This window comes from Pseudomonas sp. F220, from assembly GCF_057813935.1.
Genome location: NZ_JBVASJ010000015.1, coordinates 79,868 through 102,470 on the forward strand (window position 1 = coordinate 79,868; position 22,603 = coordinate 102,470).

A 22,603-nucleotide genomic window follows, 5' to 3' on the forward strand; every position below is an offset into this window, starting at 1 on the left:
GAGTCCATCGCGAGCAAGCTCGCTCCTACACGAGGACAAACCCAATACCCACAGGTATTCGATGCTTAGCGATACACCCCATTGGCCGTCAGCTCCGGCGCGGTCCCGCCGACCCACTGCGCGAACAACGCCTGGTAGCGCCCGGAGCGCACCTGATGATTCACAAACAGGTTCAGGTAGTTGAGCAGACCGTACTCGTTGCGCTTGGCACCCAGGGACACGTAATCGATGTCATACGGTGCGGTACCGGCGATGCTGAGGTTCTTGTACTTGCCGGACTTGATCAGCGATGCGGCGACGGTGGAGGTCACCGTGGTGGCGTCGATCTGTCCCTGACTCAAGGCGAGTACGGCATCGGCCAACGATTGATACGCATGAAAGGCGCCTTTGCCGTTGGCCCATTTTTTCACATCGTTTTCCAGCGAGATCGCTTCGAACGTACCGGCGGGACCGCCGACGGAATGGCCCTTGAGGTCGTCGTAGGTTTTGATCCCTGAATCGGTGCGGGTCAGCACCACCATCTGAAAGGCAAAGTAGGGAATGGTCATGCCCACGGTCTTGGCCCGTTCCAAGGTGTCGGAGGTGGACGCCACAATCACATCGGCGCGGCCCGAAACCAGCGCTGGAATGCGGTCAGGGAAAGGCGTTTCGACGATCTCGGCTTTAACCCCGAGGGTTTTTGCCAAGTCATTGCAGTAGTCGACGTCGAACCCGGCCGGAGTGTTCTTCTCATCGCGGAACCCCATCGGCGGGAAGTCGAGGGTGACGGCGCAACGCAGGCTGCCGGACTCGATGATGTCATCGAGTTTGTCGGCCTGGGCCTGACCAATGAACGCAGTGCTCAGAACGGCGGTGAAAATGACGGCGGATGCAGGGTTTTTCATAAGGGGCCTCGTTGTCGGATGGTGTCGAGCAGTGGGCAGTTCTTATCAAATACGTATTTAGAATTTCGTATACGATATTTTATATGCACTGCATGTGCCAAAACCGCAGCGCACATCCAAAGCCGAACCCTGGTGTGGCTACGAGGCCCGAAGCAGACGGCGACAGAGAAAGGAGGGGATTACCGAGCTCGGGCAGGCAATCGGTGAGCGGTCAGGACGATGCGGTGACTCATGTCACAAAAGGGAGCAGGTTTGATCGGGGTGCTCCGTAACGGGTAACAGTCAACGGTGGTTGTCGCGGTACTGCGTTGGAGAAAGGCCGGTGAGTGCCTTGAACTGGCGGCTGAAAGCGCTGTGGTCGGTGTAACCGCATCGCAGGGCGATCTCGGTGATCGGCAGGTTGCCCGACAGCAATTGTGAGGCGGCGCCCAGCCGGGCTTTGTGGATCATCTGCCGGGGCGTTAACTGGAAGATGCGTTTGCAGTGCCGTTCCAGTTGCGCCACGGAAAACCCGGTGAGGGCGGTCAAATCGCTCAACGCGATGTGCTGCGCATAGTGCTCGCGGATGTGCCCGTCGACAGCAGCGAGTTTTTGGTAGGCCGGGTGATTGGACTGTGGCGCCAGCAGGTCGTAGGAAATCCCGGCCATGCCGATGATGGTGCCTTGGGCATTGTGAAGCGCCAGCTTATGGGTCAGGCACCAACCGGGCTCGCGGCCGGGGTAGAGATGCAGTTCAAGCTGATCACTGAGCTGGCTACCGTCGCTCAAGACCCGGCGATCCTGTTCGGTGTAGTGCGGGCCAAAGCGCGATGGGAATACCTGTTCGGCAGTCTTGCCGAGCAACTGGCGTCCGTCCCTGACACCGCAGCGCTGGGCCAGGGTTTGATTGATCAGCACGTAGCGCGCAGCGGTGTCCTTGATGAAGAACACCACACCGGGCATGGCATCGAGCAGCGGCACGATCAATTGCAGACTGCCGAGTAACTCGGGCAGATCGCGCGGGGAGGGCAGCGACAGGGGGAACGTCATCAAGTAGCGGCCCTGGTGATGGAGGGCCTTACTCTACGGTGAGCGGATCGGGCTTGGGAAGCTCGGCGCTGTCGGCGAGTTGCAGCAATGTGTCGATCCGCGTTGGAGAAAATGGCGGCCGTGGCACGGGTGTCGGCCAGTCGAACAGAAAGCCCGTTACCGCGCCGCAGATCCGTCCCTGACAGGCGCCCATGCCGCACCGACTGCGGAGTTTGGCCTGGTTCCAGCCTGTGCAATCCTTGAGCGCGGAAAACGCTACATCTTCACAACGACAAATCAGGGTGTCAGGTTCAGCCAGGTGTTTGAGTTCATCGCGCAAGGCGAAGGCGTTGTTCAACCGATCGGCAAACGTCTGCCAGCGTTGACGTTGAGACCAAAGGGCGCGGGCTTTTTGGGTTTCGCCGATCGCATTCAAACCGGCGATGGCACCTTCCACCAACGCCAGCTCACTGCCGCCGAAGCCGGTGCATTCGCCGGCGGCAAAGTGCTCGGCCAGGCTGGTGGCCTGGGTTGGGTCGACGGCGATGGCCTGGCCCTTCACGTCACAGCCCAGCGCTTGGGCAAGTTGAGTATTGGGGATCAAGCCGAAGCCGCAGGCCAATCGATCACACGCAATTTCCAGCACCCGACCATTACGTTTCAGCCTGACCGCTTCAACGCGTTCCTCGCCTAGGGCGGCCAGCACATGGCTGTCGCAATGGTAATGATGATCAAACAGCTGAGCCGCTTGCAGCAGTTTGCCTGGCCACTTCGGCAGATGTAGGGCGAACCCGGCAACGGCGCGCAAGGGTGCTTGCTCGGCGACCTGCAGCAGCCGGGCACCGGCCTTTTTCGCGGTGGCGGCGCTGGCCAGTAACAGCGGACCGCTGCCGGCAATCACCAGGCGTTCTCCAGCCACCGGCATCCCGCCTTTGATCAAGGCTTGCAGGCCTCCGACGCCGGTGACGCCGGGCAAGGTCCAGCCGGGAAACGGCAGCAACAGTTCGCGGGCGCCGGTGCAGAGAATCAGTTTCTGGTAATGAATGCGCCAGCCGTGCTCAGGGTCTTCCAGCAACAGCTGTTTTGGGCCGGCAATCGCCACCACCCGTGTCGAGTTGAACACTTGCACATTGCTCGCTGCCGCCAGTGCTTGCCGATGACGTCGTGCATTGGCCGGCAACTGCGCTTTTACCCCATCGCGCCAGATCTGCCCGCCGGGCGCCGGGTTGTCATCAATGATGACGATGCGTGCACCACTGGGGGCTGCCGCCAGTGCCGCGGCCATACCGGCCGGTCCGGCGCCGATGATCAGCAGATCAACCTTCATGCCCGGGTCTCCACGCACATACCGTTGCGGCACACTGTCTGGCAGGCGAGACGGCGCTGGCCGTCGATCATCACTCGACATTCCTGGCACACACCCATTCCGCAAAACGGCGCGCGGCGCTGGCCGCTGACCGAGGTTCGGCTGCTGCCATCGCCACCCAGATAAAGCGCGGCAGCGACAGTGCTGCCCATTTCGACCGAAACCGGCAGGCCATCGAGCCTAAGTTCAATGATGCAGGGTTCAATCATGGGCGCAGCCCCTGTGCTGTGGATAAGAACCTGTGCATAAAAACCGTCCCGGCAGATACGGGGTCGGGTCGATAGCCGCAGCGCTTTTGCACAGCTGCGCCGCCAGCAGGTGCGCGCTGCCGGGGGCGGTGGTGACGCCCAGACCTTCATGGCCGACCGCCAGCCACAGACCAGGCTGCTGCGGGTGTTCGCCGAGCATGGGCAGACCGTCGGGCGTCGCTGCGCGCAGGCCGGTCCAGCTGCGAATGGCGTTCATCCCGGCCAACTCCGGCAGATAGTCGAGGGCTCGGCGCAACATGCGCGCCAGCACGTCGCCTTCGACCTGCAGATCGGTGGTATCGAACTGTCGGGAGGAGCCAAGAAAAATCTGCCCAGTGGGCCGCGGTTGAGCGTTGAACGCAACCGAGGTGCCCTCACTGGCGTGGGCGCTGGTGACATACCCCAGCTCTACCAGTTGATGATGGATCTTGCCGGGATAACGGTCGGTGATCAGCAGGTGGCCCTTCTTTGGGCGGATCGGCAGTTCTGGACAAAGGTCGGTGGCCTGAATCCCGTTGGCCAGCACCACGGCTTCGGCGTGCAGGCGTTCGCCCGTGGTCAAGCGCAGCTGATTGCCGTAGACCTCGGCCACTTCGGCAATGCGACGTGTGATCCGATTGGCTCCTTGAGTCAGCAGCCATTGCGCGGCATTCGGCGCGTAGAGAATGCTGTCGCCGCTGACCTTCAACGCGCCGCTCAAGCCTGGACGCAATATCGGCTCGGCGTTGTACAGCGCCCGGCTGTCGAGCATCTGGCAGGCGATGTCTTGAGCGCTGAGAGCCTGATGTTTAATCTCGGCGGCGGCCAATTCCTGCTCATTGGCCGCCAGCCACAGCGTGCCGCAATTGCTGTAGGCACAACCGGCGTCCAGCTGTGGTGCCCATTGGCGCCACAGGTCAATGGAGTAACGGCTCAGGGCCAACTCTGCCGGGTTGTCATCCATCACCACCAAATGGCCCATGCCGACCGCTGTGGCGCCGCCGCGCTGGCTGTCGAGCACCAACACGTCGAGACCGCGTTGTGCCAGTTCATGGGCACAGGCGCTGCCGACAATGCCGGCGCCGATGACGATGACGTCAGCATTCATGGGCGAATGCCCCAGGCGAACGGGTCGTCCTCTTCCAGCAACAAGTGGTTCTCGCCGCTCATGTGAGCACGGCCGCGAATGGTCGGGATGATCCTCAGTTCATCGAGGCGCTCGTAACTGGCCTCGAACTGGCTGCCGATGACGCTGGCCTGGCGCCAGATTTCGCCCGGTTGCAACGTGCCGTCTGCCGCCAGGCAAGCCAGTTTGGCACTGGTGCCGGTACCGCAGGGAGAGCGGTCGTAGGCTTTGCCGGGGCAAAGGACAAAGTTGCGGCTATCGGCCTGCGGGTCGTCGGCGAACAGCTCGATATGATCGATCTCACCACCATCCTCGCCGCGAATACCCTGGTTTTCCAGGGCTTCGCGGACCGCCCAGGTGTAGGCGGTCAGGGCGTCGAGATTGTCACTGGCGATGCGTTGGCCGTGCTCGGCGATCAGGAAGAACCAGTTGCCGCCCCAAGCGATGTCACCGCTGACCGTGCCATAGCTCGGCAGGTTCAGCTGCACGGCTTTGCGGTAGCGATAGGCCGGAACGTTGCGCACGCTGACCGAGCGGTCCTCATGCAAGGTTGCCTCGACCGTGCCGACCGGAGTTTCGATCCGGTGCACGCCGGGCTCAATGCGTTTGAGATAAGCCAGTGACGCCACCAGGCCGATGGTGCCGTGGCCGCACATGCCGAGGTAGCCGCTGTTGTTGAAAAAAATTACCCCGGCGCAGGCGCTCGGGTCCTGAGGTTCGCAGAGCAGGGCGCCGACCAGCACGTCGCTGCCGCGCGGTTCCAGCACCGTGGCGGCGCGCCAGTCATCATACTGCTCGGCCAGACGTTGCTTGCGCTCGGCCATGGAGCCGTTACCAAGCTCCGGGAAGCCGTCGATCACCAGGCGAGTCGGTTCACCGCCGGTGTGGGAGTCGAGGACATGGATGCGTTTCATGAGAGGCGCCACCTTGCACAGGAAATGTCTGTGCAAGACTGGCCTTTGAGGGCGGCTTACGGCTTGAGGGATTTAGTCGGTGACGATGACGAAATCGGCACAGTCTTCAGGTGCGGGCCGGTGCATTCGGCAGATGCTCATAAAGCGTGCGGCAGACGCCGATGATGTGCTGCTCGATCAGTTCGGCAGCCTTGTCGGCATCGCCGGCACGACAGGCCGCGAGGATGTCGCGGTGCTCGTGGTCAGCGCGGTCCTTGCCTTCGGAGAGGCTCATCTGCATGCGCAGGTAGCGTTCGACCTTGTCGTGAATCGAGCGGATCAAGTTGATCAGAAACGGTCGCTGCGCCGGTTCGTACAGGCAGGCATGCAAGGCCCAGTTCAATTCGGCCCAGCGGCCGATATTGTTTTCGTCGATGAACTCGGCACAAATGCTTTCGGCGCGGGCGAAGGTGGCTTCGGTCATGTTCGGCACGGCCAAGCGGATAGCCTGGACTTCCAGCAGCACCCGGACTTCAAAAATCTGCGCCAGCTCGGGCTCGGAAATTTTCGTCACCACCGCGCCCTTGTTGCGCTGGAACTGCACCAAGCCTTCCGCCTCAAGGCGTTTGAGCGCCTCGCGGACCGGGATCTTGCTGACGTTGAACAGGCGGGCGATATCGTCCTGACGGATCGGCTCGTCTTCGGCGAAATGGCCGCCGATGATCGCTTCACGTAAGTGTTTGGCGATGACTTCCGAGGCGGAAGGCACAATGCCAAGATTGGGCGCATTGAAGCTCGGTAAAGGCAATTGAGTGAGTCCCGGCAGGCGTGATAGCGGATATTGTATACGAACAGTGCAGGGCTCAGCTCAGCGAATCAGCGCATCCGACGTTAGCCATTGCTCGCTTTTACGCCTGGCTTGTTCAAGGGTTTGCACATAGACCAGCCGGCGTTGCTCCCGATGAATCCCGGCGCGGCGCAGTTTGAGACGGATGCGTGGGTTGGTTGCCACCAGAATCAGGCCAATGCCATCGGCGCGGTAGTCCTTGAGGATAGTGTCGAAGACCGCCAGGGCGGTCATGTCCAGCATGGGGACGGCGCTCATTTCGACAATGACGACTTTGACTTCAGGGCTGAATTTGCGCAGTACGCTAAAGGCCTTTTCGGCGGCGCCAAAGAACAGCGGGCCGCTTATCGCATAACAGCGAACCTGTTCGGGGAGTTCGAGCAGAGCCTGATGGAAGTCGCTTGGTAGTTCGGCGGTATCGGTCAGCTCGCTCATACGCTTGATAAACAAACCCGCCGCCAGCAGCAGGCCGACGGCCACAGCCAGCACCATATCGAACATCACCGTCAGGCTCAGGCAGGTCAGCAGAACCAGCACATCGCTGCGTGGTGCGATGCGCAGCGTGTGAATGACATGCCCGGCTTCGCTCATGTTCCACGCCACTATCACCAACAGCGCCGCCAACGCCGCCATCGGCAGGTAACTGAACAGGGGGGCGAGCACGAGAATCGCGACCAGCACCACACCGCAGTGAATGATTGCGGCTACGGGTGAAAAAGCTCCAGCACGCACGTTGGTCGCCGTGCGGGCAATGGCGGCGGTGGCGGTGATACCGCCGAACAGCGGCGCGATCAAATTGCCCAGACCCTGACCAAGCAATTCGGCATTGGGGTCGTGTTTACTGCCAGTCATACCATCCGCCACCACAGCGCAAAGCAACGACTCAATGGCACCGAGCATGGCGATGGCAAACGCAGGGGCCATCAGTTGGCGGATCAGATCATAGGACAGCAGCAGCGGTTGGCCATCAGACCCTGGCAAGTTCCAGGGCCAGTCAAAACTTGGCAGAAACGGTGGGATGCCAGCATGGCTGACCCCATCGACCAGATAACTGAAACGTTCGCCAAGGGTCGCCACTGGCAGGCCGCTCTTCTCCAGCAACAGGCCCAGCAATGCGCCGACGGCCAAGGCGACCAGATGCCCGGGGATTTTTGGTACAACTCGAGGCCAGACAATCAGCACCGCCAGGCTGGTGAGACCAATCAACCCGTCCCCAAGGTGTGCGCTGGGTAATGCTGTAATCAGCCCACCGAGTTGTTCTACGTAATGTTGCGGGTGGCTGTTGAGACTCAAACCCAGCAGGTCTTTCAATTGCAGCGTGGCAATGACAATGCCGATACCGGCGGTGAAGCCCAGCGTGACGGGATAAGGGATGTACTGGATCAGGCGCCCGGCGCGAATCAGTCCGAGGGTGATCAGAATCACGCCGGCCAGCATCGTGCAAAGCAACAAGCCGCCAAGCCCGTATTGTTGGGTAATGGGTAGCAGAATCACCACGAAAGCCGCGGTCGGGCCGCAAACGTTGAAGCGAGAGCCACCGGTAAGCGCAATCAACGGCGCAGCAACGAGCACCGTATACAAGCCTTGCTGAGGCGCCACGCCGACGGCAATCGCCAGCGCCATGGCCAGTGGAATGGCAATGATACCGACCGTCACCCCGGCGCTGATATCCCCGCGAAGGGCTTTGAAGGAGTAACCCGCGCGCCAGGTTTGGCGCAAGGCTGCAAATAGCGGTGGGAAAGAGAACGACATAGGCACTCCGTAAGAAATGAGCTTCGCAGCCAGTCGGTTGGCTTCTGGAGTATGCCCGGATCGTCAGGTCGCGGTATTGATCCTGGTCTGTAGCGGGTGTAATCAGGCCTCGTGTTAGAGTGTCTGGCCTCGTGATCGGAACCCTATATGAGCCTTTTGATTCGCAACGCGGCCGCTAGCTTGTTGCTTCTGGGCCTGCCTCTGGCGGCCGGCCAGGCGTTGAGTACGCCGATGCACGCGCAGTTTTTACCGCCGGACGATCTGTCTTTGCGCAAGGAACAGCCCGAACTTCAGCAACTCCTGCAAATCACCGATTACTCGGTCGTGGTCGGTAGTCAGCGCCAATCCAGTCAGCAGCCGATCCCGGTGACTTCACCGTTGTTGATCCGCTTGAAGGGTAAAGCGCTGAACAAGGGCGCTGCGATCAATCAGGTTCTGGTCAACTTCGATGGCGAAAGCAAAAGCCTGAAAAAGCCAGTGTTCGATGACAAGACCAAGACCCTCACGCTGTATTACCCGCTGGCCCAATACCGCGTGGTGATCGATCTACTGCGCAACGACACGGTCTATTGTCAGTTCCTGAGCTATGCCAACGGGCATGTCTGGGCTGACTTGCACACCGGGGCCGTACGCGCGCGTTGAGCGAGGAGGCTGGCGGGGGGTAAACTGCCCGCCCCGTGAAAAGTCTGCGAGCTGGAGTCGGTAATGCGTAAAGATAAGAAACAGGTGATTGGTGATGAGATCGGTGATGCGCAGATCAAATTGTTCCTCGATTTCGAACCGCTCGACGCTACTTCGCCGTCCCTGCACAAACTGATCAAGGCCTACCGTGGCCTGCGTATCGATGATTTCGAACGCTTCCTGGTGTTCTTCATCGAAGCCGGTTATGACCTGGATGGCAAGGACGAGCACGGCAAAAATTTCGTCGCCCTGATTGAAGATCAGCGCCACGCGGATGAGTACATCGAACTGATCAAAAAAGCCCGCGTGTAGGAACCGAGCTTGCTCGTGATGCAGGCGGCTCGAAACTTCGGCATTGCCGGTGACAAAAAAAACGCCCCACTCTCAAGGAGAACGAGGCGTTTTTTATGGGCGAAGACTTCAAGCGTAGCTTTGGGTCTCGCTGCTTTGCTCAACCAGTTCAAGGCTGAGGTTGTTCTGCGTGTTGATCTTGCGGTACAGCGCGGCGTCAGTTTCCAGGATCTTTTCCCGAGCCGGGAAGATTTCCTTGAGTTTGGCCGCCCAAACACCCGCGGTTTTTTCCGGGAAGCAACGTTCGATCAGCTCGAGCATGATCGACACGGTGACCGATGCACCAGGCGAAGCGCCGAGCAGGGCGGCCAGAGAGCCGTCCTGGGCTGCGACCAGTTCGGTACCGAACTGCAGAACGCCGCCTTTCTTCGGGTCTTTCTTGATGATCTGCACGCGCTGACCAGCCACTTCCAGACGCCAGTCTTCAGCCTTGGCTTCTGGGTAGAAGCGACGCAGCGATTCCAGACGTTGCTCCATCGATTGCATCACTTCGCTGACCAGGTACTTGGTCAGGTCCATGTTGTTTTTGGCCACGGCCAGCATCGGGCCGATGTTGCCGGCGCGAACCGACATCGGCAGGTCCATGAACGAGCCGTGCTTGAGGAACTTGGTGGTGAAGCCGGCGTAAGGTCCGAACAGCAGGGACTTCTTGCCATCGACGACACGGGTGTCCAGGTGCGGTACCGACATCGGTGGAGAACCCACCGCAGCCTGGCTGTACACCTTGGCTTGGTGGTGTTTGACCACTTCCGGGTTGTCGCAACGCAGCCATTGGCCGCTGATCGGGAAGCCACCAAAACCTTTGCTTTCTTCGATGCCCGAAGCCTGCAACAACGGCAATGCCGCGCCGCCAGCACCGAGGAAGACGAATTTGGCGTCTACATCGCGGGAATTGCCGCTGTTCACGTCCTTGATGCTGACGGTCCAGCCATTACCGTTACGCTTGAGGCCGGTGACGCGCTTGCAGTACTTGACCTGGGCATCAGGTGCGCTGGTCAGGTGCTTGAGCAATTGATTGGTCAGGTTGCCGAAGTTGACGTCGGTACCGTTCATCACGCGGGTAGCGGCGACGACTTCGTCAGCCGCACGGCCTGGCATCATCAATGGCATCCACTCAGCCATTTTCGCCTTGTCTTCGGTGTATTCCATGTCCGCGAAGGCGTGATGCTTGCTCATCAGCTCAAAGCGTTTTTTCAGGAACGAAACGCCTTTGTCGCTCTGCACGAAGCTCAGGTGTGGCACCGGGCTGATGAAGGTTTTTGACGAGCCGAACGTGCTTTTTTTGGTCAGATAAGACCAAAACTGCTTCGACACCTCGAACTGGGTGTTGATGTGCACGGCTTTTTTGATATCGACGGTGCCGTCGGCGGCCTGTGGCGTGTAGTTCAGCTCACACAGCCCCGCGTGACCGGTACCGGCATTGTTCCACGGGTTGGAACTCTCCGCGGCACCCGAATCCATCAGCTCGACGACTTCCAGCTTGATCGCGGGGTCGAGTTCTTTGAGCAGTACAGCGAGGGTGGCACTCATGATGCCCGCCCCAACCAATACCACGTCGACTGCTTCGTTATGCGCCATTTAACGCGTCTCCAAAATCTGCAGCACCAAATTGACGGCATAGCTGCCAGGAGTTACGGGGCATGCTTCAAGTAAAGCCCCAGGTCACCCATGGCCAGGATCGCCATGTCCGAATCTTCGCAATTTTTCGCAACTTCGACGGACGCTACCAACCGGGCCTAAGGTTCATATGAACTCATTTCAGCGCGCGGGAGGCAATTCGACTTATGGTCAAGGCGTCCGTTTGTGCAACCAAATCCGTAGTGGACAGGCTTCAGGCTCCAGTTCTTGAGGAGTGCTCGGTCCTGTGTAGTTGGGCTGTTGTAGACGCTAATAGTGCATTTTCAGACGCAAAACTATTCATTTGCTCGCCACACTCTTGTGAAGTTGTGAAAACCCGTTTTTTCACGCTCTTTTGAAGACGTGAACCTCAAAAAAGGCTACCCAGCCTGGCACCGGGCCCGAGGAATAAATGCCGACATGGGGTACATGACAGGCAAAACGGGCAAACATCTCAGTGACCGAGCGTAATGGCAGCTCTGGCAGATTCGCGAAAAGTGGTGGTTTGCAGGATAAACAGCAAGCGCCGCCAGCTTCACTCGATCTGTGTGGGCGGCTCTCTGTGGGCGGTGCGGGGAGCTAATACAAGCGCATTAGCGATGCTGCGAGGCCCGATCAGGAGACGTCCTTATAATCGGGGGGAGATTGTAGCGAAGAAACGTGGAGAAATGATCCTGTTAAATGACTTTTATTAGCCGTTTGGTCAGGTGGTCAACAGTTGTTGCAGCCGTGAGCGAGGAGTGCGCGGGCTGATACAGGCACTGGCGGGCACTGATTGATGCAGCCAGTTGGGGCGGATCTCTACGATTTCGACCACGCCATCAGCCATTGGCGGCACGCTGCACTGCTTGAAAGCCTGGGTAGAAGGTTGCACGCCAGAGATGACACGTGTGTGTAACGGGTGTGACAACGATGTGACAGGAACCTGCCCTGAGTGTCTGGGTCAGACATTTGAGCAAGTGTTGCGTAGCGCTAGTTCGCAGCACTTGCCCACCGCTATACTGGCGATCTGTTTGTGCCTGATTCTGGAGAGATGAGCATGTTGCAACGCCTGTTGTTCGGTTTGATCACTGTGACCAGTTTGACGCTGGTTGGCTGCGCCAACAGCCCGCAACAACTTAGCCCGCAACCAAAACTTTTGACCCAGCTCGCGCCTGTGGGTCAGGGCCAGCCGGTGGTGGTGAAAGTGGTTGACGGTCGTCCGTCGCCAACCCTGGGGACACGCGGCGGCCTGTACCCTGAAACCAGCGCCATCACCGTCGCCAGCGCCGACATCGTGCCCAAACTGCAAGCCCAGGCCGAAGCCGCCGTGCGTCTGCTGGGGTTCACCCCAAGCCCGAATGCCATGAATGCTCCGCAGTTGACCGTGACCCTGGTCGATCTGAAATACCAGTCGCCTAAAGAAGGCATGTATGTGACCGAAGCGACTATCGGCGCGACCTTCCGCTCCGATGTGTCAAACGCCAGCCGTCACTACAGCGGCCGTTATGGTTCATCTCTGGACCAGCGTTTCGGTATGGCACCGAACCAGGAAACCAACACCAAACTGGTCAGTGACGTCCTGAGCGATGCTCTCACCCGAGTGTTCAAGGATCCGACCGTCGGTCAGATCCTGAGCCAATAAGACTCGTGTAGGCGATCTGCCCGCTACGAAAAAGCCCGATTTCATCACTGAAATCGGGCTTTTTCATGTCTGTTTGAATTCAGGCCGCTTCGACATAAAAGTCGAGCATGCTCACTCCGGTCAGCAAGTCGGTTTCCGGCAGATCAGCATGTTGATGGCCGCCAAGGGCGCAATACACCAGCCAATGGCGGTCCTGGACGTTGAAGGCCAGACTGCCGACCAGCGCTTGCTGCTCATCGCTGGGGGAAATCAGATAAAGACGATCCTGGTTTTCTGCGTGCAGCATGACAAGCTCCGTGTCGGTATTTAGGGGCAACAGACTGGCGTGTTTAGATGACGAATGCGTGACCGCGTAAATTAATCGGCGGATGGCTCGTTATTTGGTCGAAAAGGGCGGGGCATGCGTCAGGGCTTTCGGTAGAATCCGCGCCGCGGGTGCTTGTTCGACGACCCCTATGGCATGTTTTACTCGAGGTTCATGATGTCGCTGCAACTGATCTGGTCCATGTTCAATGCCCACCCCGCCAAACTGATCAATGTCCTCGCCCTGTTGCTTGCCTGTCCGGGCGGATGGGTACTGCATACGACTCGTCGTCGTGAGCAACGCGTTTTGGCCAGTATGGAAGCGCAAAGCCAGAGCCGCAGGCTCGACCAACCGGTGGTGCTGCTGGACGTTGCGAGCATGCGCATGAACCGGCTTTACTACTGCTTTGGTTTCGCCTGTCTGGCGTTGGCGCTGCTGGTATCGTGGATCAGCACCCGGGTCTAAGTGGCGGCTAAACCCCGTAGCAGTTGCCGAACGTAGCCTTCGGCAACTGCTACGTTGGTCGCCCGCTCCAGAAACAAAAACGGCGCCCAAGGGCGCCGTTGTCGTATTCAGTCATAGCCTTACAGCGACAGCCCCGCCTTGACCCGATACTGATTGCGCACCGGCATTGCGTATTGCAGCACCAGAAACGGACGGTGCTCCGCCGGGCAGGCATCCAGGCGGCGTTGCCATTCATCCTGGGCTTTGGCCAACTCCTCGGCCGCGAACATATCGGCGGCGGGCGGCACCGGCAATTTCCGGTCGGCGTCGCTCCATTGCGCGTAAGCGAGGTAGTGCACCGGGAATAATCGATAGCCACCGAGAATCTGTCGGTCCATTTCGATCGCCAGTTGCTTGGTATCTTCGAAACGCTCGGTGATCGGCGCGGCGAAATTCACATGCACGCGGCCTTTATAGCCGGTGATTCCTTTTGCGATGCTGGCATCGTCCTCGCCCGGCACCTTGCTGTACGTGCCGGTGGTCGCGCGGACATACAGTTCGCGGGCCTTGGCCTGATCGCACGGATCGTACTCGTAGCTGATCGACACAGGGGTCAGGTTCAGCGAACGAATGACCTCGGCGAACGGCTCGTCCTTGCGGCTCATGTGGAACATCTTGAGGATCGCCGACTCGGTGCGGTCATCCCCGTCCTTGGCGCGGCCTTCGGCCTGGGCGATCCAGATCGACTGGCAGTCGTTGAGGATCGAGTGACTGATGTAGGCCGAAAGCAATTGATAGGCCGCCATCTTCTCGCGGCGACCGCTGATGGAACGGTGCACGATAAAGCTCTTGTTCAGGCGCATCAGGTCGCTGACGAAAGGCTTTTGCAACAGGTTGTCGCCAATGGCGATGCGCGGTGTCGGCAGGCCTGCGTGGTAGATGGCGTAGTTGACGAAGGCCGGGTCCATCACGATGTCCCGGTGGTTGGCCAGGAACAGGTAAGCGCTACCGGACTTGAACTGCTCGACGCCGGTGTAGGTCACGCCATCAGTAGCGCGCTCGATCGTGTGGTCGACGTAAAACTCGACCTTGTCCTGCAACGTGGCCACCGAAGTGATCCCGGCGAACTCTCGGCGCAGCCGATGAGCTATAAGTGGTTTGAGCAACCAGCCGAGGGCGCCGGCGAAGCGCGGAAAGCGAAAGTGGGTGAGGATATCTAGAAACGCCTTGTCGCCGAGCAGTCGTGCCAGCACCGCTGGGACTTCACTGTCGTCGTAAGGTCGGATGGTATCGAATTCGCCCATCATGCTCTCTTGTTAGAAACGGCTAGGGTAAGTAAAGGATTGGATCAAAAAACGGCTGGGCACGGTCTGGAAAGTAAGCTCAAACAAAAATATCCCTGCCAATAGACCGGCGATTATACGCACAAGTCACTTGGAGACCGCGATGCTGGAAACTGCGCACTACGACTGCCCTTATTGCGGTGAAACGGTTGAGGCGGTTCTCGATCTTTCCGGGGGCGATCAGCAGTACATTGAGGATTGTCCGGTGTGCTGCCGGCCGATTGTTTTCACGCTGCAAACCGACGGTCAGGAATGGATGCTCGACGTTCACACTGAGAACGAGTGAAGGGTGAGCCTGTATGCAGCGAGTCTACGAACCGGAAAACCTGATGGAAGGCGAGTTGTTGCAGGGCATGCTGGCCAGCGAAGGCGTGGAAGCACATCTGGTGGGGCGTGATCTGCTGGGCGGTGTTGGTGAATTGCCGGTGTTTGGTCTGCTTGGCCTGTCGGTGGATAACGATCAGGCGCAATACGCACGGGAGCTGATCGCCGCGTACAATGCCGCGCTGCCGCTGTCGGGCGATGAGCCGGAAAGCTTTCCTGGCGTTCTGGTCTGTTAGGCTGGCGTTTGTTTTGTTCTAGAGTCGTATTGCCCCATGTGTGGACGTTATGCCCTGTTTCGTTGGAACCCCGCTTTCGCAGCCTTGCCAGGATTCCCCGCGGATCAGCAGGCGCAGTGGAATATTTCGCCCAACGATTCGGTGCTGATCCTGCGCGCGACTGACGGTCAGCGTGATCTGGCCCGCGCCCGCTGGGGTTTGACGCCGCCGTGGTTGACCGATATGTCGCGTACTCCGGCGCATGCTCGAGCCGAAACCCTGGCCGAGCAACCCATGTTTCGCGAAGCTTTTCGTTTGCGCCGCTGCCTGTTGCCGGCCAATGGTTTCTACGAGTGGCGCGGGACCACCCGCAAGCGCCCGTACTGGCTGACGCCGGGGGAGGGCTCGGCACTGTTCTTCGCCGCTATTTGGGAAGCTTACCCGGTGCAGGAGCAGGTCTGGTTGAGCACCGCGGTGGTTACTCAAGCCGCTTCGAGCCAGCGTCGGCCGCTGATTCTCGATGCCGCCGGCCAGGAAGCCTGGTTGAACCCCGAAACGCCACTGCACACCTTGCAGGCTTTATTAGCCAGCGAGCCAACGCCTTTGCGCGAGCGAGTGCTGGCCAATCTGGTGAATGATCCGAAGCTCAATGCGCCGGAGTGTTTGACGCCGGGTTGAGTTGAATCAATGAGTTCTGCTGTGCTTTTGCTGACGCCTTCGCGGGCAAGCCACGCTCTCACAGGTACTGCGCTGTTTCTGTGGGAGCGCGGCTTGCCCGCGAAAAGGTCCGCAGGACCTTCAGGCGATTTCGGCCTGACGCAGGGGTGAAGCTGAAATGTACGTGTTACACGTCCATTGTATCTGGCGCCGATACATTTCACCGCCTAGGATACGCGCCATGTTTTCAGGGAGCGTATTCATGAGTAAGTCATTGGTTTTGTGTGCACTGAGCGCAGGTTTGCTGCTCAGCGGTTGTCAGTCCGTCAACACCACCAGCGGCGGTGCGGTAGGTGTGGAGCGCAAGCAGTACATGTTCAGCATGCTGTCGACCGATGAGGTCAATCAGATGTATGCGCAGTCCTACCAGAAGACCGTGGGGGAGGCGTCCACGAAGGGTGTGCTGGACAAGACCAGTACCGAGGCCAAGCGAGTCCAGGCGATTGCCGATCGACTGATCGCTCAGGCGCCGAATTTCCGCCCGGATTCAGCCCAGTGGCAGTGGGAAGTCAACTTGATCAAGAGTGACGAGCTCAATGCCAACTGCGGTCCTGGCGGCAAGATCATTTTCTATACCGGGCTGATCGACAGCCTGAAGCTCACCGACGATGAAATCGCCGCGATCATGGGGCATGAAATTGCCCACGCATTGCGCGAGCATGGCCGTGAAGCGATGTCCAAGGCCTATGGCATTGAAATGGCGAAGCAGGGCGCCGGGGCCTTGTTCGGTTTAGGGCAGGACAGCCTGGCACTGGCTGACACCGTGGCCAATTACGGCATGACCTTGCCCAACAGCCGCAGCAATGAAAACGAAGCAGATCTGATCGGTCTGGAACTGGCCGCCCGCGCCGGTTACGACCCGAATGCAGCGCTCACCCTGTGGAACAAAATGAGCAAGGCGTCGGAAGGTTCGCCGCCTGAATTCATGAGTACCCACCCGGCCTCAAGTAGCCGGATCGCTTCGTTGCAGGCGGCGATTCCGAAGGTAATGCCGCTGTACGAGAAGGCTAAAAAGCCCTGAACCCCTGTAGGAGCGAGCTTGCTCGCGATGGACTCAAGGGCGACGCGTTTATTCAGAAAACACGCGTTATCGTTAACGTCCATCGCGAGCAAGCTCGCTCCTACAGAGACCTCATTGCCTTAACTGATTGGCAAGCCCCCTCGCCACAGTTACTCACCTGACTGAAACATCTCATTCGCCAGTACTCACACCCACCCGCTGCTCTGCATCGCCTTGTACACCGCAACGACGGCAAGGATGAAGAACGCCGACGCTGCCAGGCGACGGATCAGGGTCAGGGGCAGTTTGTCCGCAGCAAAGTTACCCGCCAGCACCACCGGCACGTTGGCAATCAGCATGCCGAGAGTGGTGCCGATGATCACCAGCCACAGTTCAGGGTATTGCGCGGCGAGCATCACTGTAGCGACTTGGGTCTTGTCGCCCATCTCGGCGAGGAAGAATGCGATCAACGTGGTCAGGAACGGCCCGAACTTGCGACCAGTGCTGGCTTCGTCGTCATCCATTTTGTCCGGCACCAGGGTCCACAGCGCGGTCGCGGTGAAGCTCGCGGCGAGGATCCAGTGCAGCATCGCATCCGAGAAGAAACTGCCAAACCAGGCACCTACCGCACCGGCTGCTGCGTGGTTGGCCAGGGTCGCGGCGACGATACCCGCGATAATTGGCCAGGGTTTGCGAAAGCGAGCGGCGAGAATGAGCGCGAGCAGTTGCGTCTTGTCGCCGATTTCGGCCAAGGCAACGATTGCGGTAGGAACGAGTAGAGAATCCAGCATCAGGTATTTCCTAAGGGGCGGGTCGACACGGCTATGACACGTACAGCCTTCCCGCCCCGGGTAAGGTGTTCGTGTCATAGGTCTTGTCAAACCCTGCGGTCCGTCTGTGCGGACTCTGGGTCGCATACGCCATGGTCTGAGGACCAAGTATGTTGACGTATGCCGGACGAGCATGGCGCTCGTGGGAGACTACTCCCCTAGGACGGAGCGGATTCTGCCTAGGCAAAATCCATTCGGCAAGCCTTCTTTTCTAAAAGAGTTTCAGCCGCGCTTGGCCCGATAGATGCGAAAGCCCTGTCCCTCGGCTTTGATCGCACACACCCCGAGATGCTCTTCGATCAATGGTTGATATTTCAGGAAACTGTTGGCCACTAAGCGCAGTTCACCACCGTTTTTCAGATGTTTAGCAGCTTTTCGCAGCAAGTTTTCCGTCGCGTGGTAATCGGTATGCACCCCGACATGGAACGGCGGGTTGCTCAGAATTGCGCTCAAACCCATAGGGGCCGCGTCGATTCCATCCCCCGTCAGAACCTCGGCTTCCAGACCGTTGGCGGCCAAGGTCAGGCGACTGCTGGCAGCCGCAAACGCATCGACGTCCAGCAGCGTGACAGTGTTGTGTGGGTAACGACGTTTGACCACCGCACCTAACACGCCCGCACCGCAACCGAAGTCCAGCAGGTGACCGCTGGGCAGTTTGTCCAGATGCTCAAGCAGCAAAGCGCTGCCGCGATCCAGGCGACCGTGGCTGAACACTCCGGGCAAGCTGATGACTTTCAGCGGACCTTCGGCCAGCGGCAGTTCGTATTCCTGCGCCAGGCTTTCCAGCGTTACGGCTTGCGGCGCATTGGCCACGGTGACCTGCCAGAGCTGGCAGTGCCGTGCGCTGTCGAGTTTGCGCGGTTTACCGAAGGGGTTCAGCTGCTTGGCCGCGCCTTCGATACCACTGCGTTTCTCACCCACCAGGTACAACTCGCGGCCGGCCAGGCGCGAGGCCAGGGCGTTCAGCATGTAATCGGTCAGGTCCTTGGATTTGGGCAGGAACAGCACCGCGGTTTCGAAGCCTTGAGCCGGTGCATTCACGCCAAAATGGCTGCGCTCGGCAAAGCGTGCATCCAGCGCGGCTTGATCACCGGCATGCCAGCACCAGCCATGGGCGTTGGGCAATTTGCCCAGCAAATCATCGGCGGGCAAACCGGCTAGCAGCAACGAGCCCTGGAATAACTCAGCCTGACGAAGCAGTACTTCACTGCGCGGATCCATAGTCTGCTCCTGAAAAGTAGCGCAGTTTATCAACTGACGACCCGCAGCGCTGTACCGCTGAAAAACGCCTGGGCGTTTTCCGTCAGCTGACCGATGATCCGCTGCCGCGCCTCGCGACTGCCCCAAGCGTTGTGCGGGGTGACGATCAGCCGTGGGATGTCGCCGGCCAACAGAGGATTGCCGGTGGTTGGCGGCTCGACGCTCAGCACATCGGTGGCCGCGCCGCCGAGGTGACCGCTGCGCAGGGCGTCGGCCAGAGCCTGTTCGTCGATTAAACCGCCACGGGCGGTGTTGACTATAAAGGCGCCGGGTTTGAGCAGCGCCAATTCACGGGTGCTGATGAAGTGGCGAGTGTGTTCGTTGAGCGGGCAGTGCAGGGTCAGCGCGTCGATTTGCGGCAACAGCTCATCCAGCGGTAAACGATCGGCGCGTGCAGGGCGCCCCGGCAGTTGGCCGAGCAGTACGCGCATGCCGAATGCTTCGGCCAACCGCGCGACGGCGCCGCCCAGTTCGCCATGACCCAACAGGCCGAGGGTTTTGCCTTCCAGTTCAACAATAGGGAAATCCAGCAGGCAGAACTGCGTGGCCTGCTGCCAGCGGCCTTCACCGACCGCTTTTTGATAGTCGTTCAGGCGCGTGGCCAGGGCGAGCAACAGCATGATCGTGTGTTGGGCCACTGAAGGTGTGCCATAACCCTGGCAGTTGCTGACGGTGATGCCGTGGGCGCGGGCGGCAGCGAGGTCGACGTTATTGGTGCCGGTGGCAGCAATCAGGATCAGCTTCAGCTCAGGGCAGGCCGCCAGGGTTTCGGCATTGAGCATGATCTTGTTGCTGATGGCGATGCTTGCGCCTTGCAGGCGTTCGATGACCTGATCCGGTGTGGTTTGTGCGCAGAGCTGCAAATCGCTGAAGCTGTTTCGCAGCGCACTGAGGTCAAGGTCACCCAGGTCCAGGGAAGTGTGGTCAAGGAACACGGCGCGGCGATTGTTACTCATCAACTGTACCTTTTGTGCGGTTAACTGAAGGCGTAATGTGGCGAGCCTAACAGATGAAACAATTCGTTACTCCCAGCCCAAAAAAGGAGCCCCCATGTACTGGACAGAGTTCTTGACCGTTGCCCTTATTCACCTGCTCGCTGTTGCAAGCCCCGGCCCGGACTTTGCTGTGGTGGTGCGCGAAAGCGTGACCCACGGTCGCCGTGCGGGTACCTGGACGGCTCTTGGTGTCGGTACGGCGATCTTCCTGCACGTGGGCTATTCGTTGCTGGGTATCGGCCTGATCGTGTCGCAGTCGATTGTCCTGTTCAACGCCCTGAAATGGCTGGCGGCTGCCTATCTGCTATACATCGGCTTCAAGGCGTTGCGCGCCCAGCCGGCCAAGCCAGCCACTGAAGACCTGCACAAAGAAGTCGGCGAACGCACGGCCCGCGGCGCTTTCACTTCCGGTTTCGTGACCAATGGCCTGAACCCCAAGGCGACGTTGTTCTTCCTGTCGTTGTTCACTGTGGTGATCAACCCGCATACACCTCTGGCGATTCAGGCGGGTTACGGGGTTTATCTGGCCGTGGCGACCGGTTTCTGGTTCTGCCTGGTGGCCATGCTGTTTAGCCAGCAGCGGGTACGCACCAGTTTCGCCCGTATGGGCCACTGGTTCGACCGGACCATGGGCGCGGTGCTGATCGCCATTGGCGTGAAGCTGGCGTTCACTGAAATGCATTGATTGAGCTATCGGAACCAAATGCTGGCATTTGTACGGCTCTGCAAATCATTCCTTTGGCTGATTTAGCTGTCATCAATGGGCTCTAGAGTGCATATCTTTACAGCCAAGACTGTGCAGTCAGAAAAGGGACTCTTATGTTGCAGACTCGCGTTATTCCGCCAGCCGAAGGCGCTTATCAATATCCACTGTTGATCAAGCGGCTGCTGATGTCCGGCAGCCGTTATGAGAAAACCCGCGAGATCGTCTACCGCGACCAACTGCGCTATAGCTACCCGACCCTCATCGAGCGTGTCGCGCGGCTGGCCAACGTACTGACGGCAGCCGGGGTCAAGGCCGGTGACACCGTGGCGGTGATGGACTGGGACAGCCATCGCTACCTGGAGTGTATGTTCGCCATTCCGATGATCGGCGCGGTGATCCACACCATCAACGTGCGTCTGTCGCCTGAGCAGATTCTCTACACCATGAACCACGCCGAGGACCGCTTCGTGCTGGTCAACAGTGAGTTCGTCGGGCTCTACCAGGCGATTGCCGGGCAGCTGACCACGGTCGAGAAAACCCTGCTGCTGACCGACGCAGCGGAAAAAACCGCTGATCTGCCCAATCTGATTGGCGAGTATGAGCAACTGCTGGCCACCGCCAGTACGCAATACAACTTTGAAGACTTCGACGAAAACTCGGTCGCGACCACTTTTTACACCACCGGCACCACGGGCAATCCGAAAGGGGTGTATTTCACTCATCGGCAACTGGTGCTGCACACCATGGGCGTGTCGACGATCATGGGCAGCATCGACAGCGTGCGGCTGTTGGGTACCAGCGACGTGTACATGCCCATCACGCCGATGTTCCATGTGCATGCCTGGGGCCTGCCGTATGTGGCGACCATGCTCGGGCTCAAGCAGGTCTATCCCGGTCGTTACGATCCGGAGTATCTGGTGGAGTTGTGGCGCAAGGAAAAGGTCACCTTCTCCCACTGCGTGCCGACCATCCTGCAGATGCTGCTCAATGCCAAAGCGGCCAAGGACACAGACTTCGGCGGCTGGAAAATAGTCATCGGTGGCAGCGCCCTCAACCGCGCGCTGTACGAAGCATCCAAGGCCAAGGGTATTCAACTGACCGCCGCTTACGGCATGTCGGAGACCGGCCCGTTGGTGTCCTGCGCTCACCTCAATGATGAGCTGATGGCCGGTACTGAGGACGAACGCACCACCTATCGAATCAAGGCCGGGGTGCCCGGGCCATTGGTGGAAGCGGCGATTGTCGACGGTGATGGCAACTTCCTGCCGGCGGACGGCGAGTCCCAGGGCGAACTGGTGTTGCGTGCGCCATGGCTGACCGAGGGTTATTTCCGCGAACCGGAAAAGGGCGCCGAACTCTGGGCCGGCGGCTGGCTGCACACCGGCGACGTGGCCACCCTGGACAGCATGGGCGTGATCGATATTCGTGACCGGATCAAGGATGTGATCAAGACGGGTGGCGAATGGATTTCGTCGCTGGCACTGGAAGATCTGATCAGCCGCCATCCCGCGGTACGCGAAGTAGCAGTGGTTGGCATCCCGGATCCGCAATGGGGCGAGCGGCCGTTTGCACTGTTGGTGGTGCGTGAAGGACATGTGATCGGAGCCAAGGAGCTCAAGGAACATCTCAAGCCATTCGTCGAACTGGGCCACCTCAGCAAATGGGCAATTCCCAGCCAGATCGCCCTTGTTACTGAAATTCCCAAGACCAGTGTTGGCAAACTCGACAAGAAGCGCATCCGCGTCGACATCACCGAATGGCAGACCAACAACAGCACCTTCCTCTCGACGCTTTAAGTGTCTTTTGCCGTGCCCGAAAAGGCACGGCAAGCCCACCAAGCAAGCGCTTGGCTTGTCAAATTGAAATTTTCAGCCATTCTTGCCGTGCCGGCATCAGCCGGTATGGCGAAAGGACTGCTCCAGGGTAGTCGGGGGCTGCAAATCACACTTTAGAGGGATCAAGCAGGGACCACCTGCTGGCTATAGTCCGCTCAAGGATTTTTAAGAACGGAGCAAACGCATAGAACACAGCGATGCAACTCTGACTGGCTTTGGGACAACCTGGCTCCCTGTCACTCAGAGCGTTTTTA

25 protein-coding genes and 1 riboswitch are annotated in these 22,603 nt (G+C 59.3%); of the genes, 10 read left to right on the plus strand and 15 right to left on the minus strand.

The features are described from left to right. Nucleotides 1-65: 65 nt before the first annotated feature. From ACZYSM_RS15315 to dauA, 8 genes are all read right to left on the minus strand, one after another. A complete protein-coding gene (locus ACZYSM_RS15315) occupies nucleotides 66-884 on the minus strand; it encodes an ABC transporter substrate-binding protein (protein ID WP_489072323.1) in 819 nt (272 codons plus the stop codon). A 282-nt stretch (nucleotides 885-1,166) separates the two neighbouring features. Next, nucleotides 1,167-1,913: a helix-turn-helix domain-containing protein gene (locus tag ACZYSM_RS15320; RefSeq protein ID WP_489072324.1), complete on the minus strand. Its 747-nt coding sequence runs from the start codon at nucleotides 1,911-1,913 to the stop codon at nucleotides 1,167-1,169. Nucleotides 1,914-1,941: 28 nt separating this feature from the next. Then, on the minus strand, nucleotides 1,942-3,219 hold the full coding sequence (locus ACZYSM_RS15325) for an FAD-dependent oxidoreductase (RefSeq protein ID WP_489072325.1): 1,278 nt from the start codon (nucleotides 3,217-3,219) through the stop codon (nucleotides 1,942-1,944). After that, nucleotides 3,216-3,452: a (2Fe-2S)-binding protein gene (locus ACZYSM_RS15330; protein WP_489072366.1), complete on the minus strand. Its 237-nt coding sequence runs from the start codon at nucleotides 3,450-3,452 to the stop codon at nucleotides 3,216-3,218. Before ACZYSM_RS15330 ends, ACZYSM_RS15325 begins: the two co-directional genes overlap by 4 nt. A gap of 7 nt (nucleotides 3,453-3,459) precedes the next feature. After that, complete coding sequence (locus tag ACZYSM_RS15335; RefSeq protein ID WP_489072326.1) at nucleotides 3,460-4,593, minus strand: NAD(P)/FAD-dependent oxidoreductase; 1,134 nt, start codon at nucleotides 4,591-4,593, stop codon at nucleotides 3,460-3,462. Then, nucleotides 4,590-5,525: a 4-hydroxyproline epimerase gene (locus tag ACZYSM_RS15340; protein WP_489072327.1), complete on the minus strand. Its 936-nt coding sequence runs from the start codon at nucleotides 5,523-5,525 to the stop codon at nucleotides 4,590-4,592. The genes ACZYSM_RS15335 and ACZYSM_RS15340 overlap by 4 nt, the downstream gene beginning before the upstream one ends. A gap of 106 nt (nucleotides 5,526-5,631) precedes the next feature. Next, entirely contained in the window at nucleotides 5,632-6,312 is a 681-nt protein-coding gene (locus ACZYSM_RS15345) for a GntR family transcriptional regulator (protein WP_489072328.1), read from the minus strand. Between the two features lie 60 nt (nucleotides 6,313-6,372). After that, nucleotides 6,373-8,103, minus strand: a complete 1,731-nt coding sequence (gene dauA, locus ACZYSM_RS15350; protein ID WP_489072329.1) for a C4-dicarboxylic acid transporter DauA — start codon at nucleotides 8,101-8,103, stop codon at nucleotides 6,373-6,375. Between the two features lie 147 nt (nucleotides 8,104-8,250). Here dauA and ACZYSM_RS15355 point away from each other — a divergent pair, with 147 nt between their 5' ends. After that, nucleotides 8,251-8,745, plus strand: a complete 495-nt coding sequence (locus ACZYSM_RS15355; RefSeq protein ID WP_489072330.1) for a hypothetical protein — start codon at nucleotides 8,251-8,253, stop codon at nucleotides 8,743-8,745. 63 nt (nucleotides 8,746-8,808) lie between these two features. Next, nucleotides 8,809-9,096, plus strand: a complete 288-nt coding sequence (locus ACZYSM_RS15360; protein WP_489072331.1) for a PA4642 family protein — start codon at nucleotides 8,809-8,811, stop codon at nucleotides 9,094-9,096. A gap of 108 nt (nucleotides 9,097-9,204) precedes the next feature. On the opposite strand, the gene mqo is transcribed toward ACZYSM_RS15360, so the two are convergent. After that, nucleotides 9,205-10,713 carry a malate dehydrogenase (quinone) gene (gene mqo, locus ACZYSM_RS15365; protein WP_489072332.1) on the minus strand — a complete coding sequence of 503 codons (1,509 nt, stop codon included), beginning with the start codon at nucleotides 10,711-10,713 and terminating at the stop codon, nucleotides 9,205-9,207. A gap of 742 nt (nucleotides 10,714-11,455) precedes the next feature. After that, complete coding sequence (locus ACZYSM_RS15370; protein WP_489072333.1) at nucleotides 11,456-11,626, minus strand: hypothetical protein; 171 nt, start codon at nucleotides 11,624-11,626, stop codon at nucleotides 11,456-11,458. A 165-nt stretch (nucleotides 11,627-11,791) separates the two neighbouring features. Between ACZYSM_RS15370 and ACZYSM_RS15375 the strand changes: the two genes are divergently transcribed. Then, nucleotides 11,792-12,376, plus strand: coding sequence for a YajG family lipoprotein (locus ACZYSM_RS15375; protein ID WP_489072334.1), 585 nt, complete (start codon nucleotides 11,792-11,794; stop codon nucleotides 12,374-12,376). Between the two features lie 79 nt (nucleotides 12,377-12,455). On the opposite strand, the gene ACZYSM_RS15380 is transcribed toward ACZYSM_RS15375, so the two are convergent. Continuing rightward, entirely contained in the window at nucleotides 12,456-12,662 is a 207-nt protein-coding gene (locus ACZYSM_RS15380) for a hypothetical protein (RefSeq protein ID WP_489072335.1), read from the minus strand. Between the two features lie 195 nt (nucleotides 12,663-12,857). Here ACZYSM_RS15380 and ACZYSM_RS15385 point away from each other — a divergent pair, with 195 nt between their 5' ends. Beyond that, nucleotides 12,858-13,145, plus strand: a complete 288-nt coding sequence (locus tag ACZYSM_RS15385) for a hypothetical protein (RefSeq protein ID WP_489072336.1) — start codon at nucleotides 12,858-12,860, stop codon at nucleotides 13,143-13,145. Nucleotides 13,146-13,264: 119 nt separating this feature from the next. Here ACZYSM_RS15385 and ACZYSM_RS15390 read toward each other — a convergent pair whose 3' ends face one another. Then, nucleotides 13,265-14,431 (minus strand): 1-acyl-sn-glycerol-3-phosphate acyltransferase, encoded by a 1,167-nt coding sequence (locus ACZYSM_RS15390; RefSeq protein WP_489072337.1) that lies wholly within the window; start codon nucleotides 14,429-14,431, stop codon nucleotides 13,265-13,267. A gap of 139 nt (nucleotides 14,432-14,570) precedes the next feature. On the opposite strand from ACZYSM_RS15390, the gene ACZYSM_RS15395 reads away from it, so the two are divergent. From ACZYSM_RS15395 to ACZYSM_RS15410, 4 genes are all read left to right on the plus strand, one after another. Further along, a complete protein-coding gene (locus tag ACZYSM_RS15395) occupies nucleotides 14,571-14,753 on the plus strand; it encodes a CPXCG motif-containing cysteine-rich protein (RefSeq protein ID WP_489072338.1) in 183 nt (60 codons plus the stop codon). Between the two features lie 13 nt (nucleotides 14,754-14,766). Then, a complete protein-coding gene (locus ACZYSM_RS15400; RefSeq protein WP_489072339.1) occupies nucleotides 14,767-15,027 on the plus strand; it encodes a putative signal transducing protein in 261 nt (86 codons plus the stop codon). A 36-nt stretch (nucleotides 15,028-15,063) separates the two neighbouring features. Then, nucleotides 15,064-15,684 (plus strand): SOS response-associated peptidase, encoded by a 621-nt coding sequence (locus tag ACZYSM_RS15405; protein WP_489072340.1) that lies wholly within the window; start codon nucleotides 15,064-15,066, stop codon nucleotides 15,682-15,684. Nucleotides 15,685-15,925: 241 nt separating this feature from the next. Next, nucleotides 15,926-16,744: a M48 family metallopeptidase gene (locus tag ACZYSM_RS15410; RefSeq protein WP_489072341.1), complete on the plus strand. Its 819-nt coding sequence runs from the start codon at nucleotides 15,926-15,928 to the stop codon at nucleotides 16,742-16,744. Nucleotides 16,745-16,929: 185 nt separating this feature from the next. On the opposite strand, the gene ACZYSM_RS15415 is transcribed toward ACZYSM_RS15410, so the two are convergent. The 3 genes from ACZYSM_RS15415 to ACZYSM_RS15425 form a co-directional block, all read right to left on the minus strand. Further along, nucleotides 16,930-17,514 carry a TMEM165/GDT1 family protein gene (locus tag ACZYSM_RS15415; RefSeq protein ID WP_489072342.1) on the minus strand — a complete coding sequence of 195 codons (585 nt, stop codon included), beginning with the start codon at nucleotides 17,512-17,514 and terminating at the stop codon, nucleotides 16,930-16,932. A gap of 88 nt (nucleotides 17,515-17,602) precedes the next feature. Further along, a riboswitch (yybP-ykoY riboswitch) is annotated at nucleotides 17,603-17,725 on the minus strand. A gap of 50 nt (nucleotides 17,726-17,775) precedes the next feature. After that, on the minus strand, nucleotides 17,776-18,774 hold the full coding sequence (locus ACZYSM_RS15420; protein ID WP_489072343.1) for a methyltransferase: 999 nt from the start codon (nucleotides 18,772-18,774) through the stop codon (nucleotides 17,776-17,778). A 29-nt stretch (nucleotides 18,775-18,803) separates the two neighbouring features. Next, nucleotides 18,804-19,769 (minus strand): 2-hydroxyacid dehydrogenase, encoded by a 966-nt coding sequence (locus ACZYSM_RS15425; RefSeq protein ID WP_489072344.1) that lies wholly within the window; start codon nucleotides 19,767-19,769, stop codon nucleotides 18,804-18,806. A 94-nt stretch (nucleotides 19,770-19,863) separates the two neighbouring features. Between ACZYSM_RS15425 and ACZYSM_RS15430 the strand changes: the two genes are divergently transcribed. Both ACZYSM_RS15430 and ACZYSM_RS15435 read left to right on the plus strand, forming a co-directional pair. Then, nucleotides 19,864-20,493, plus strand: a complete 630-nt coding sequence (locus tag ACZYSM_RS15430; RefSeq protein ID WP_489072345.1) for a LysE family translocator — start codon at nucleotides 19,864-19,866, stop codon at nucleotides 20,491-20,493. 134 nt (nucleotides 20,494-20,627) lie between these two features. Then, nucleotides 20,628-22,310: a fatty acid--CoA ligase gene (locus ACZYSM_RS15435; protein WP_489072346.1), complete on the plus strand. Its 1,683-nt coding sequence runs from the start codon at nucleotides 20,628-20,630 to the stop codon at nucleotides 22,308-22,310. Nucleotides 22,311-22,603 lie beyond the last annotated feature (293 nt).